Genomic DNA, 13,178 nt, shown 5'->3' with positions numbered 1-13,178 from the left:
CGCTGCGCTCATTATGAGTGCCGCGCCACCTGTGACTGCTGCTCGCGCAACTTGCGGGGCTTATCGCCCGTAAAGCTGCGCAAGGCTGCGTCCAGCGGATATTCCGCGGTGAGTCTTGCGCGCAAGGCTCACGACGGGCAACTCCGCCGTGGTTTCTTATTATCTCGCTTAGCGCTTCTTGCGGTTGGCGATGTGGATGGCGCCGCCATTCACTGCCAACGCTGCTTCGTGCAACGCTTCGGACAGGGTCGGATGGGAGAAGACCATCATGCCCAGGTCTTCGGCACTGGTGCCGAACTCCATACCGATAGCGCCTTGCTGAACCAGTTCCGCAGCGCTCGGGCCAATCACGTGGACGCCCAATACGCGGTCAGTCTTGGCATCAGCGATGACTTTGACAAAACCACCCGTGTCGTTGGCTGCCATGGCACGGCCGGAAGCGGCAAACGGGAAGGTGCCGACGTTAACTTCAACGCCTTCAGCTTTCAACTGCTGTTCGTTCTTGCCGACCCATGCAATTTCCGGGTGGGTGTAGATAACCGATGGAATCAGGTCGTAGTTCATCTGGGTCTTGTGACCCTTGATGCGCTCGACAACCATGATGCCTTCTTCGGAAGCCTTGTGGGCCAGCATCATGCCACGAACCACGTCGCCAATCGCGTAAACGCCCGGTACGGTGGTGGCGCAGTGATCGTCAACGTGGATGAAACCACGCTCGTCGATGCTCACGCCGCTGTCGGAGGCCAGCAGGTCAGTGGTCACTGGACGGCGACCAACGGCTACGATCAGCTTGTCGAAGGTGATCGTCTGCTCGCCTTCCTTGTCGGTGTAGGTCACGACAACTTCTTCGCCGTTGACCTTCGAGCCGGTCACGCGAGCGCCCAGCTTGATGTCCAGGCCCTGCTTGGTCAGGGTTTTCAGTGCTTCCTTGGACACCGCGGTATCGGCGGCCAGCAGGAACGTGTCCAGGGCTTCCAGAACGGTGACTTCAGCACCCAGGCGAGACCATACCGAACCCAGCTCCAGGCCGATGACGCCAGCGCCGATCACGCCCAGACGCTTAGGTACGGCCTGGAATTCCAGGGCGCCGGTCGAATCAACGATCACGTTCTGGTCAACTGGAGCAGGCGGAATGTCGATTGGACGCGAGCCTGGGGCCAGGATCACGTTCTCGGCTTCGATGACTTCTACCGAGCCGTCCGGCTTGGTGATTTCAACTTTCTTGCCGGCCAGCAATTTGCCATGACCTTGCAGGGAAGTAACGCCGTTGGCCTTGAACAAGGTGGCAACGCCGGAAGTCAGGCCTTTGACGATGTTGGCTTTACGGCTGACCATCGCTGGCACGTCCATGGTCACGCCAGCATGGTTGATGCCGTGGATCGCGAAACCGTCCTGGGCTTCGTGGAATTTCCAGGAGCTGTCCAGCAGCGCCTTGGAAGGAATGCAACCAACGTTCAGGCAGGTACCGCCCAGCGCCAGTTTGCCTTCCTTGTCGGTGTACTTTTCGATGCAAGCAGTCGAAAGGCCCAGCTGTGCGGCCTTGATGGCGGCCACATAGCCGCCAGGGCCTGCACCGATCACTACAACGTCAAATTTCTGTGTCATGAAAATAGATCCTCTATTAGCTACAAGCTTCAAGCTCCAAGCCTCAAGCTGCAAGCCAAACTGCTTCTGTCTTGCAGCTTGTAGCTCGCAACTTGAAGCTGCTTCAATCAAATATCCAGAAGCAGACGAGCCGGATCTTCCAGCAGGTTCTTGATGGTCACCAGGAACGTCACGGCTTCTTTACCATCGATCAGGCGGTGATCGTAAGACAGTGCCAGGTACATCATTGGGCGGATCACGACCTGGCCGTTGATGGCCATCGGACGCTGGATGATGTTGTGCATGCCCAGGATCGCAGCTTGCGGCGGGTTGACGATCGGCGTCGACATCATCGAACCGAAGGTACCACCGTTGGTGATGGTGAAGGTACCGCCGGTCATCTCGTCGATGGTCAGCTTGCCGTCACGGGCTTTCTTGCCGAAGCCGGCGATGCCGCCTTCGATTTCAGCCAGGCTCATCAGCTCGGCGTTACGCAGAACCGGAACCACCAGGCCACGGTCGCTGGACACGGCAACGCCGATGTCTGCGTAGCCATGGTAAACGATGTCGCCGCCGTCGATGGAAGCGTTGACTGCCGGGAAACGCTTCAGCGCTTCGGTGGCCGCTTTCACGAAGAACGACATGAAGCCCAGGCGCACGCCGTTGTGGCTCTTCTCGAACAGGTCCTTGTACTTGGAACGCAGCGCCATGACTTCGGTCATGTCGACTTCGTTGAACGTGGTCAGCATCGCCATGTTCGACTGTGCTTCAACCAGGCGCTTGGCCACGGTGGCACGTACACGGGTCATCGGAACGCGCTTCTCGGTGCGATCGCCAGCAGCGAATACAGGCGCGGCGGCAGCTGGAGCAGCGGGCTTGGCCGGTGCGGCAGCCGGAGCGTTTTTCTTGGCTTCAACAGCCGCAACCACGTCTTCCTTGGTGACACGGCCGTCTTTGCCGGTGCCCTTGATGGAAGCCAGGTTGATGCCGTTCTCTTCAGCCAGCTGACGCGCAGCCGGTGCAGCGATTGGATCTTCGCCACCCGCAGCAGGGGCTGCGGCAGGCGCGGCGGCGGCAGCCGGCGCGGCGGCAGCAGGAGCAGCAGCAGCGCTGCCCTCTTCGATCGAGCCCAGGACCTGGTTCGACAGAACGGTAGCGCCCTCTTCTGCAACGATTGCGCCCAGCACGCCGTCGGCTTCGGCCAACACTTCCAGCACGACCTTGTCGGTCTCGATGTCGACGATCAGGTCGTCACGCTTGACGGCCTCGCCTGGTTTCTTGTGCCAGGTGGCAACGGTGCCATCGGCAACCGATTCCGGGAATGACGGGGCTTTGATTTCGATAGCCATTATCTGTAGGTCCTTAAAATTCGGTTTCAGTCAGCGCGAAGGCGTTAAACAGTGAAAGCATCTTGCAGCAGTTTTTCCTGCTGCTCGGCGTGCATCGACGCATAACCACAAGCAGGTGCAGCAGACGCATCACGACCGGCGTACTCCAGGCCCAGGGCCTTGTTGTGATTGCCGATGCTGCGACGCAGGTGATGCTGGCTGCTGTACCACGCGCCCTGGTTCATCGGTTCTTCCTGACACCACACGACATTCGTGAGGTTGGTGTAAGGCGCGATGATCTCCATGAGGTCCTCCTCCGGGAACGGGTAAAGCTGCTCGATACGCACGATGGCGATGTCTTCGCGGCCTTCGGCACGACGTTTTTCCAGCAGATCGTAATAGACCTTGCCGCTGCACAGGATCAGGCGAGTGACCTTGGCGGCGTCCAGCGTATCGATCTCTGGAATCACGGTCTGGAACGAACCTTCGGCCAGATCTTCCAGGGTCGAAACGGCCAGTTTGTGACGCAACAGCGATTTGGGAGTCAACACGACCAGCGGCTTGCGCAGCGGGCGGATCACCTGGCGACGCAGCAAGTGGTAGATCTGCGCCGGGGTAGTCGGCACGCACACCTGGATGTTGTGCTCGGCGCACAGCTGCAGGTAACGCTCCAGACGGGCCGAGGAGTGCTCAGGACCCTGGCCTTCATAACCGTGGGGCAGCAGCATGGTCAGACCGCACAGACGGCCCCACTTGTGCTCGCCGCTGGTGATGAACTGGTCGATAACCACCTGGGCACCATTGGCGAAGTCGCCGAACTGAGCTTCCCAGATCACCAGCGCGTTAGGCGTGGTGGTGGAATAGCCGTATTCGAACGCCAGTACGGCTTCCTCGGACAGGAACGAATCGTACAGGTCGAAACGTGGCTGGCCTTCGTACAGGTTCTGCAACGGGATGTAGGTGCCCGCGTCTTTCTGGTTGTGCAACACAGCATGGCGGTGCGAGAACGTACCGCGGCCGATGTCCTGGCCGGTCATGCGGATCGGGTGACCTTCGAACGCCAGGGTCGCGTACGCCATGGTTTCGGCGTAACCCCAGTTGATCGGCAGGCCGCCGGCTTGCATCTTCTGACGGTCTTCGTAGATCTTCGCAACCTGGCGCTGAACCACAAAGCCTTCAGGGATTTCCAGCAATTTGGCGGACAATTCCTGCAAGGTTTTCAGGTCGAAGCTGGTGTCGTGGCGCGCGGTCCAGGTGTGACCCAGGTAGGGACGCCAGTCAACGAACAGCTCTTTGTTCGGCTCTTTGACCAGGCTTTTTACTACATGCAGACCGTTGTCCAGTGCGTTGCGGTATTCATCGATTTTCGCCTGAACACGCGCCTCATCCAGCACGCCGGCCTTGGTCAGGCTTTCGGCGTACAGCTCACGGGTGGTGCGCTGCTTGGTGATCTGCTGGTACATCAACGGCTGGGTGCCGCTTGGCTCGTCCGCTTCGTTGTGACCGCGACGGCGGTAGCAAACCAGGTCGATCACCACGTCACGCTTGAACTGCATGCGGTAGTCGACAGCCAGCTGGGTCACGAACAGTACGGCTTCCGGGTCATCGCCATTCACGTGGAGAATCGGCGCCTGGATCATCTTGGCAACGTCGGTGGCGTACTCGGTGGAGCGCGCATCCAGCGGGTTGCTGATGGTGAAGCCAACCTGGTTGTTGATGACGATGTGAACGGTACCGCCGGTCTTGAAGCCGCGGGTCTGCGACATCTGGAACGTTTCCAGGACCACGCCTTGACCGGCGAACGCCGCGTCACCGTGGATGGAAATCGGCAGGACCTTCTCACCGGTAGTGTCGTTACGACGGTCCTGGCGAGCACGCACCGAACCCTCGACCACTGGAGAAACGATTTCCAGGTGGGATGGGTTGAAGGCCATGGCCAGGTGAACTTCACCGCCGGTGGTCATCACGTTGGACGAGAAGCCCTGGTGGTATTTAACGTCACCGGAACCCAGCTCGACCTTCTTCTTGCCTTCGAACTCGTCGAACAGCTCGCGCGGGTTCTTGCCGAAGGTGTTGACCAACACGTTCAGGCGACCACGGTGAGCCATGCCGATCACGACTTCCTTGGTGCCGTAGGAACCGGAACGCTGGATCAGCTCGTCGAGCATCGGAATCAGGCTTTCGCCGCCTTCCAGGCCGAAACGCTTGGTGCCCGGGTATTTGGTACCCAGGTATTTTTCGAGGCCTTCCGCTGCGGTCACGCGCTCGAGCAGGTGGCTGCGCACATCGGCGGACAATACCGGACGGCCACGCACGCCTTCCAGGCGATGCTGGAACCACTGGCGTTGCTCGGAATCGGTGATGTGCGTGAATTCAGCGCCAATGGTGCGGCAATATGTCTGCTGCAACGCTTCGTGAATTTCGCGTAGGCTCGCTTCCTCTTTGCCGATGAACAGGTCGCCGGCACGGAAGGTCGTATCAAGATCGGCATTGGTCAAGCCGTAATGATTGATCGACAGGTCAGCAGGTGCAGGACGCTGCCAGAGCCCCAGCGGGTCAAGCTGGGCCGCCTGGTGGCCACGCATCCGGTAAGCCTGGATCAGTCGCAGCACTTCAACTTGCTTCTTCTCGTGCTCACTGCTCACGCTGCCGGCGGAAACCGGTTGGGCGCGGCGCTGGTTCTTTGCCAGCAGCACGAAATGATCGCGAATCGCAGCGTGCGATACATCGGTGGCAGCGTTGCCGTCTGAAGACAACGTCTGAAATTTGGTGCGCCATTCTTCTGGCACAGCGTTAGGGTCGTGCAGGTAGAGCTCATAAAGCTCTTCCACATAGGCAGCGTTACCACCTGAAAGATAGCCGCTGTTCCACATGCGCTGCATCACGCTTTCTTGCATGCTTGGTCACCCTCGATTTGGGGACACCACCGGCGAAAACACCGAGTTTGCTTGCAAAAGGCCAAGTGCAGCGACCAAAACAAGCCACTTAGGATCACGCTGATAGTTCGGGTACCAACCCGAATGCCCCTGCTTGTCTCATTTCTTCAAAATAAGAGCTGCGGCTTTGTAAGTCGCGACTCAAGTTAAAACTACGGCGCCGGTTGAAGCCTGCGCCGCAGCATTTACGGGCACAACGGTCCTGCTTTTACGTCAGTTACACGCCGCTTTGCAGCAGCATGTTACGGATGTGACCAATGGCCTTAGTCGGGTTCAGGCCTTTGGGACATACGTTGACGCAGTTCATGATCCCGCGGCAGCGGAATACGCTGAACGGGTCATCCAGTGAAGCCAGACGCTCGGACGTCTTGGTGTCACGGCTGTCTGCCAGGAAGCGGTAGGCTTGCAGCAGCGCAGCTGGACCCAGGAACTTGTCCGGGTTCCACCAGAAGGACGGGCACGAAGTCGAGCAGCAAGCGCACAGGATGCACTCGTACAGACCGTCGAGCTTTTCACGCTCTTCCGGGGACTGCAGACGCTCAATGGCCGGAGCCGGCGTGTCGTTCTGCAGGAACGGCTTAACTTTCTCGTATTGCTTGTAGAAGATGCTCATATCCACAACCAGGTCACGGATAACCGGCAAACCTGGCAGTGGACGAACGATCAGCTTGTTGCCTTTGACCACGGCCGACAGCGGCGTGATGCACGCCAGGCCGTTTTTGCCGTTGATGTTCATGCCGTCGGAACCGCACACACCTTCACGGCAAGAGCGACGATAGGAGAAACCCTCGTCCTGCTCTTTGATCAGTGCCAGTACATCCAGCACCATCAGGTCTTTACCACCGGTATCGACCTGGAACTCCTGCATGAACGGCGCAGCGTCCTGATCAGGGTTGTAGCGATAAACACTGACTTTCAACATGGCAGCCACCCTTAGTAAGTCCGAATCTTCGGTTCAAACGTCGGCACCGTCTTCGGCGAGAAGTTCACGGCACGCTTGGTTACGCGCTTGTCACCCGGGAAGTACAGGGTGTGGCACAACCAGTTCTCGTCGTCGCGGTCTTCAAAGTCTTCACGAGCGTGAGCACCACGGGATTCTTTACGAACCTCGGCGGCGATCGCAGTCGCTTCAGCCACTTCCAGCAGGTTTTGCAGCTCAAGGGCTTCGATACGAGCGGTGTTGAACGCCTGGCTCTTATCGTTGATCTTGACGTTGGCGATGCGCTTGCGCAGGTCAGCCAACTGGGCAATACCCTTCTGCATGTATTCGCCGGTACGGAACACACCGAAGTAGTTCTGCATGCAGCTTTGCAGCTCGCGACGCAAGGTTGCCACGTCTTCGCCATCCGTACGCTCGTTCAGAGCGTTCAGACGCGCCAGGGCGGCTTCGATGTTGGCGTCGGTGGCGTCATCGTATTCGATGCCGTCGGTCAGGGCCTTTTCCAGGTGCAGGCCGGCGGCGCGGCCGAATACCACCAGGTCGAGCAGCGAGTTGCCGCCCAGGCGGTTGGCGCCGTGAACCGATACGCAGGCGACTTCGCCTACCGCGAACAGACCATGAATGATCTCGTCCTGGCCGTCGGCATTCTGCGTGATCGCCTGGCCATGAATGTTGGTCGGCACGCCGCCCATCATATAGTGGCAAGTCGGAACCACTGGAACCGGCGCAACCACCGGGTCAACGTGAGCGAAGGTCTTGGACAGCTCGCAGATGCCTGGCAGACGGCTGTGCAGCACTTCTTCGCCCAGGTGGTCGAGCTTGAGCAGTACGTGGTCGCCGTTCGGGCCACAGCCGTTGCCGGCGATGATCTCTTTAACCATCGAACGAGCCACGACGTCACGACCAGCAAGGTCTTTGGCGTTCGGCGCATAACGCTCCATGAAACGCTCGCCGTGCTTGTTGATCAGGTAGCCACCTTCACCACGGCAACCTTCGGTCACCAGTACACCGGCGCCGGCGATGCCGGTCGGGTGGAACTGCCACATTTCGATGTCTTGCACCGGCACGCCGGCGCGCAGTGCCATGCCGACGCCGTCACCGGTGTTGATCAGGGCGTTGGTGGTCGAGGCGTAGATACGGCCTGCACCGCCGGTCGCCAGCACGGTCGCCTTGGCGCGGATGTAGGTGGTTTCACCGGTTTCGATGCAGATGGCGATCACACCGACGAACTCGCCCTTGCCGTTCTTCACCAGATCGACAGCGTAGTACTCGTTCAGGAACGTGGTACCGGCTTTCAGGTTGCCCTGATAAAGGGTGTGCAGCAGTGCGTGACCGGTACGGTCGGACGCAGCACAGGTACGGGCAGCCTGGCCACCTTTACCGTAATCCTTCGACTGGCCGCCGAATGGACGCTGGTAGATACGACCTTGCTCGGTACGGGAGAACGGCAGACCCATGTGGTCCAGCTCGAACACCGCGGCCGGGCCTTCCTGACACATGTATTCGATAGCGTCCTGGTCACCGATGTAGTCGGAACCCTTGACGGTATCGTACATGTGCCAGCGCCAGTCATCGTTCGGGTCGGCGGAAGCGATCGCGCAGGTAATGCCACCCTGGGCCGATACGGTGTGCGAACGCGTCGGGAACACCTTGGTGATCACGGCGGTCTTGTGGCCACCCTGGGCCAGCTGCAGCGCAGCGCGCATGCCGGCACCGCCGCCACCAATAATGATGGCGTCGAATGAAATAGTAGGAATGTTAGCCATGAATCAGATACCCCAAAGAATCTGCACACCCCAGACGAAGTAAGCGAACATCGCGATGCCGCATACTGCCTGGAAGAGGAAACGTACTGCGGTCGCGGACTTGCCCAGCGCCATTGGCGTCAGGTAGTCGGTCGCGATGGTCCACATGCCGACCCAGGCGTGAGCGCCCAGGGCCACAAGGGCCAGCAGACTGAAGATTCGCATCGCATTGTGGGCGAACAGGCCGTGCCATTGCTCATAGCCGATGCCCGGATTTGCGACGAGGTATCCGATCAGAAAAATGAAATAAGCCGCGAGAACGACCGCAGACACACGCTGTGCCATCCAGTCATAGAGGCCCGAACGCGACAGATTCGTTACGCTGGTTACCATATCCAAACTCCTGCCAGAACGATCAGCACCACGGAAATGGCGATGATGATTTTCGAGCCCAGGCGGCCGCCTTCCAGCGTCTCACCGATACCCGCATCCATGATCAAATGGCGCACACCGGCTACCAGGTGATACAGCAGAGCGGACAGGAGGCCCCATGCTACGAACTTGGCCAGCGGACTGGTCAAGGTTGCCTTCACCTCGGCGTAACCTTCCGCGGAACCCAGGGATTTGCTCAATGCATAAAGCATGATGCCCAGGCCCAGGAACAGGATGATGCCGGAAACACGGTGCAGGAACGACGTAACGCCGGTGATGGGGAGTTTGATGGTCCTTAGGTCTAGGTTTACAGGTCGTTGGCTATTCACGGCTTTTTTTCACACTGAAGAGCCCCTAACAATCAGGGCAAAGTTGTTGGGGAGTGCGACTGGTCAGGTAAGCACCACCCAGGGAGTGCGACCCCCAATGAAAGCAAGCCCAAAAGCCCTTGGCGGTCGGTGGCCGAGTATAGACAGTTAGGTTACTAATGACAACGCGCACACCTCACCCTAATAGCGGATTGCGCTGACGGGATAAAAGGCGTAAATGGCAGTCAATTTCGACGAAAAAGTACGGTTAAAGCCTTCTGGAGCAAGACTTTAGGCAAATTGACATCTGAATTTATCTCACTATAGTGGTGCGGGCCCTGCGTGGGGGGTCTGTCTGATGATTTGAAGCATAAATAGGAGGCCACATGGCTGACAAAAAAGCGCAGTTGATCATCGAGGGCGCAGCCCCCGTCGAGCTGCCCATTTTAACCGGCACCGTTGGTCCCGATGTTATCGACGTACGGGGCCTGACGGCCACGGGCCGTTTCACATTCGACCCAGGCTTCATGTCGACCGCCTCTTGCGAGTCGAAGATCACCTATATCGATGGCGATAATGGCATTCTGCTTCACCGCGGCTACCCGATCGAGCAACTGGCCGAGCAGTCGGACTACCTGGAAACCTGCTACCTGCTGCTAAATGGCGAACTGCCAACAGCCGAGCAGAAAGCCCAGTTCGTCAGCACCGTAAAGAACCACACCATGGTTCACGAGCAGTTGAAGACCTTCTTCAACGGCTTCCGTCGCGACGCCCACCCGATGGCCGTCATGTGCGGTGTGGTCGGCGCCCTGTCGGCCTTCTATCACGACTCCCTGGACATCAATAACCCGCAGCATCGCGAAATTTCCGCGATCCGCCTGGTTGCCAAGATGCCGACCCTGGCCGCAATGGTTTACAAGTACTCCATGGGTCAACCCATGATGTACCCGCGCAACGACCTGACGTACGCGGAAAACTTCCTGCACATGATGTTCAACACGCCGTGCGAGATCAAACCGATCAGCCCTGTGCTTGCCAAGGCCATGGACCGGATCTTCATCCTCCACGCCGACCACGAACAGAACGCCTCCACCTCTACCGTGCGTCTGGCAGGTTCTTCGGGTGCCAACCCGTTCGCCTGTATTGCCGCAGGTATCGCCGCGCTCTGGGGCCCTGCCCACGGCGGTGCGAACGAAGCCGTGTTGACCATGCTCGATGAAATCGGCGATGTGTCGAACATCGACAAGTTCATCGCCAAGGCCAAGGACAAGAACGATCCGTTCAAGTTGATGGGCTTCGGTCACCGGGTCTACAAGAACCGCGACCCGCGCGCCACCGTGATGAAGCAGACCTGCGACGAAGTGTTGAAGGAGCTGGGCATCAAGAACGATCCGCAACTCGAACTGGCCATGCGCCTGGAAGAGATCGCCTTGACCGACCCGTACTTCATCGAACGCTCGCTGTACCCGAACGTCGACTTCTACTCGGGGATCATCCTCAAGGCGATCGGCATTCCAACCAGCATGTTCACCGTGATCTTCGCCCTGGCGCGGACCGTGGGCTGGATCTCCCACTGGAAGGAAATGCTCTCCAGCCCGTACAAGATTGGCCGCCCGCGCCAGCTGTACACCGGCTACGAGTCGCGTGACATTACCAAGCTCGAAGATCGCAAGTAAGCATTTAGCTGCAAGCTGTACTGAGAACGGCCTCCCCTAGTGGAGGCCGTTTTTATTTGTGTCGCCTGAGCTGGCCTCATCGGGGGCAAGCCCCCTCCCACACTGGATTGGGTTCACACATCTGAACGTGTGAATACAGTCAAATGTGGGAGGGGGCTTGCCCCCGATGAGGCCAGACCAGGCACCACAAATCTGCAGGCAAAAAAAATACCCCGGCCTTTCGACCGGGGCATTCTTATCCAGCTACAACCTTAGTGATTAACTGCCCCACTCGCCCCCAGGCCAGTCTGCGAACGCACAAACTGCGGGAAGTACAGCGCACGCTCTTTCTCCGCCGCCGCCGACTTGTCGGTGATGGAGAAGAACCAGATACCCACGAACGCGATGATCATCGAGAACAGCGCCGGGTATTCATACGGGAAGATCGCTTTCTCATGGTGCAGGATCGACACCCAGATGGTCGGGCCGAGGATCATCAGACCAACGGCACTGATCAAGCCCAGCCAGCCGCCAATCATGGCGCCGCGGGTGGTGAGGTTTTTCCAGTACATGGAAAGCAGCAGCACCGGGAAGTTGCAGCTGGCGGCAATCGAGAACGCCAGGCCAACCATGAACGCGATGTTCTGGCTTTCGAACAGGATACCCAGGCCGATTGCCAACACACCCAAGGCCACCGTAGTGATCTTCGACACGCGAATCTCATCTTTTTCGTTGGCCTTGCCCTTCTTGATCACGCTGGCGTACAGGTCATGGGACACCGCCGACGCACCGGCCAGGGTCAAGCCGGCTACCACCGCGAGGATGGTGGCGAAGGCCACGGCCGAAATGAAGCCCAGGAAGATACTGCCGCCCACCGCGTTGGCCAGGTGCACCGCCGCCATGTTGTTGCCGCCGAGCAAGGCGCCTGCGGCATCCTTGAACGCCGGATTGGTGCTGACCAGCAGGATCGCGCCAAAGCCGATGATGAACGTCAGGATATAGAAGTAGCCGATAAAGCCGGTGGCGTACAGCACGCTCTTGCGCGCTTCCTTGGCGTCGCTCACGGTGAAGAAGCGCATCAGGATGTGTGGCAGGCCAGCGGTACCGAACATCAGCGCCAGGCCCAGGGAGAAGGCCGAGATCGGGTCTTTCACCAGGCCGCCCGGGCTCATGATCGCTTCACCTTTGGGGTGAACCTTGATCGCCTCGGAAAACAGCGTGTTGAAGTCGAAGTTGACGTGTTTCATGACCATCAGCGCCATGAACGAGGCACCGGACAGCAGCAGCACTGCCTTGATGATCTGCACCCAAGTGGTCGCCAGCATGCCGCCGAACAGCACGTACATGCACATCAGGATACCCACCAGGATCACCGCAACGTGGTAGTCGAGGCCGAACAGCAGCTGGATCAGCTTGCCCGCGCCCACCATCTGCGCGATCAGGTAGAACGCCACCACCACCAGCGAGCCGCAGGCCGACAGGCTGCGGATCTGGGTTTGCCCGAGGCGGTAGGACGCCACGTCGGCAAAGGTGTACTTGCCCAGATTACGCAGGCGCTCGGCGATCAGAAACAGAATGATCGGCCAGCCCACCAGGAAGCCGATCGAGTAGATCAGGCCGTCGTAACCGGAAGTGAACACCAGCGCGGAAATCCCCAGGAAGGACGCCGCCGACATGTAGTCACCGGCAATCGCCAGGCCGTTCTGGAACCCGGTGATCTTGCCGCCGGCCGCATAATAGTCGGCCGCCGACTTGTTGCGTTTGGACGCCCAGTAGGTGATGCACAGGGTGGCGCCAACGAACGCGACAAACATCACGATGGCCGATACGTTCAGGGGTTGCTTGTGCACTTCGCCGGTCAACGCGTCGGCCGCCCAAAGGGCCGGAGCGAACAGCGAGGCGCCAAATAGAGCCAGTAGACGCCGGATCATTGCGCAGCCTCCTTGAGAATCGCATTGTTCAGGTCGTCAAATTCGCCATTGGCGCGGCGCACGTAGATGCCCGTCAGGATGAAGGCGGACACAATCAGTCCGACGCCCAGGGGAATGCCCCAGGTGATCGAAGAACCAGGGCTGAGCTTGGCCCCCAGCACTTGTGGCCCGTAGGCGATCAACAGGATGAAAGCGGAGTAAAGCCCTAGCATGATCGCCGAGAGAATCCAGGCGAACCTTTCCCTTTTTCTTACCAGCTCCTTGAAACGCGGGCTGTTTTGAATCGAGAGGTAAATGCTGTCGTTCATTGTTTTTATCC

The 13,178-nt window shown here is 59.0% G+C and carries 10 protein-coding genes; 1 reads left to right on the top strand and 9 read right to left on the bottom strand.

Annotation, left to right across the window (positions count from 1 at the left end; all coding sequences use genetic code 11):
- Positions 1–168: 168 nt before the first annotated feature.
- The 7 genes from lpdA to sdhC all read right to left on the bottom strand — a co-directional run bounded on the left by lpdA (position 169) and on the right by sdhC (position 9,294).
- The gene (gene lpdA / locus SC318_RS08790) at positions 169–1,605 is read right to left on the bottom strand and encodes a dihydrolipoyl dehydrogenase (protein WP_320430446.1); all 1,437 of its coding nucleotides are present in this window, start codon (positions 1,603–1,605) and stop codon (positions 169–171) included.
- Between the two features lie 107 nt (positions 1,606–1,712).
- Positions 1,713–2,933, bottom strand: a complete 1,221-nt coding sequence (gene odhB / locus SC318_RS08785; RefSeq protein WP_320430445.1) for a 2-oxoglutarate dehydrogenase complex dihydrolipoyllysine-residue succinyltransferase — start codon at positions 2,931–2,933, stop codon at positions 1,713–1,715.
- Between the two features lie 44 nt (positions 2,934–2,977).
- Complete coding sequence (locus tag SC318_RS08780) at positions 2,978–5,809, bottom strand: 2-oxoglutarate dehydrogenase E1 component (RefSeq protein WP_320430444.1); 2,832 nt, start codon at positions 5,807–5,809, stop codon at positions 2,978–2,980.
- A gap of 256 nt (positions 5,810–6,065) precedes the next feature.
- Positions 6,066–6,770: a succinate dehydrogenase iron-sulfur subunit gene (locus tag SC318_RS08775; RefSeq protein WP_003172807.1), complete on the bottom strand. Its 705-nt coding sequence runs from the start codon at positions 6,768–6,770 to the stop codon at positions 6,066–6,068.
- An 11-nt stretch (positions 6,771–6,781) separates the two neighbouring features.
- Positions 6,782–8,554, bottom strand: a complete 1,773-nt coding sequence (gene sdhA / locus SC318_RS08770; protein WP_014717730.1) for a succinate dehydrogenase flavoprotein subunit — start codon at positions 8,552–8,554, stop codon at positions 6,782–6,784.
- A gap of 3 nt (positions 8,555–8,557) precedes the next feature.
- Complete coding sequence (gene sdhD, locus SC318_RS08765) at positions 8,558–8,926, bottom strand: succinate dehydrogenase, hydrophobic membrane anchor protein (protein WP_003233245.1); 369 nt, start codon at positions 8,924–8,926, stop codon at positions 8,558–8,560.
- Positions 8,920–9,294: a succinate dehydrogenase, cytochrome b556 subunit gene (gene sdhC, locus SC318_RS08760; protein WP_124361976.1), complete on the bottom strand. Its 375-nt coding sequence runs from the start codon at positions 9,292–9,294 to the stop codon at positions 8,920–8,922. Before sdhC ends, sdhD begins: the two co-directional genes overlap by 7 nt.
- 365 nt (positions 9,295–9,659) lie before the next feature.
- Between sdhC and gltA the strand changes: the two genes are divergently transcribed.
- A complete protein-coding gene (gltA, locus tag SC318_RS08755) occupies positions 9,660–10,949 on the top strand; it encodes a citrate synthase (RefSeq protein WP_012723087.1) in 1,290 nt (429 codons plus the stop codon).
- A gap of 251 nt (positions 10,950–11,200) precedes the next feature.
- Here gltA and SC318_RS08750 read toward each other — a convergent pair whose 3' ends face one another.
- Together SC318_RS08750 and SC318_RS08745 are read right to left on the bottom strand one after the other, a co-directional pair.
- Positions 11,201–12,859, bottom strand: a complete 1,659-nt coding sequence (locus SC318_RS08750; protein ID WP_124385832.1) for a cation acetate symporter — start codon at positions 12,857–12,859, stop codon at positions 11,201–11,203.
- Positions 12,856–13,167, bottom strand: coding sequence for a DUF485 domain-containing protein (locus SC318_RS08745; protein ID WP_016972153.1), 312 nt, complete (start codon positions 13,165–13,167; stop codon positions 12,856–12,858). Before SC318_RS08745 ends, SC318_RS08750 begins: the two co-directional genes overlap by 4 nt.
- Positions 13,168–13,178: the final 11 nt, after the last annotated feature.

The organism is Pseudomonas sp. MUP55, from assembly GCF_034043515.1.
Classification (GTDB): domain Bacteria; phylum Pseudomonadota; class Gammaproteobacteria; order Pseudomonadales; family Pseudomonadaceae; genus Aquipseudomonas.
This window is presented reverse-complemented; position numbering and strand designations above follow the sequence as displayed.

Excerpts from the sequence above, each read along its gene's own strand:
- lpdA (WP_320430446.1), bottom strand. The coding sequence starts at position 1,605 with ATGACACAGAAATTTGACGTTGTAGTGATCGGTGCAGGCCCTGGCGGC.
- odhB (WP_320430445.1), bottom strand. The coding sequence starts at position 2,933 with ATGGCTATCGAAATCAAAGCCCCGTCATTCCCGGAATCGGTTGCCGAT.
- SC318_RS08780 (WP_320430444.1), bottom strand. The coding sequence starts at position 5,809 with ATGCAAGAAAGCGTGATGCAGCGCATGTGGAACAGCGGCTATCTTTCA.
- SC318_RS08775 (WP_003172807.1), bottom strand. The coding sequence starts at position 6,770 with ATGTTGAAAGTCAGTGTTTATCGCTACAACCCTGATCAGGACGCTGCG.
- sdhA (WP_014717730.1), bottom strand. The coding sequence starts at position 8,554 with ATGGCTAACATTCCTACTATTTCATTCGACGCCATCATTATTGGTGGC.
- sdhD (WP_003233245.1), bottom strand. The coding sequence starts at position 8,926 with ATGGTAACCAGCGTAACGAATCTGTCGCGTTCGGGCCTCTATGACTGG.
- gltA (WP_012723087.1), top strand. The coding sequence starts at position 9,660 with ATGGCTGACAAAAAAGCGCAGTTGATCATCGAGGGCGCAGCCCCCGTC.
- SC318_RS08750 (WP_124385832.1), bottom strand. The coding sequence starts at position 12,859 with ATGATCCGGCGTCTACTGGCTCTATTTGGCGCCTCGCTGTTCGCTCCG.
- SC318_RS08745 (WP_016972153.1), bottom strand. The coding sequence starts at position 13,167 with ATGAACGACAGCATTTACCTCTCGATTCAAAACAGCCCGCGTTTCAAG.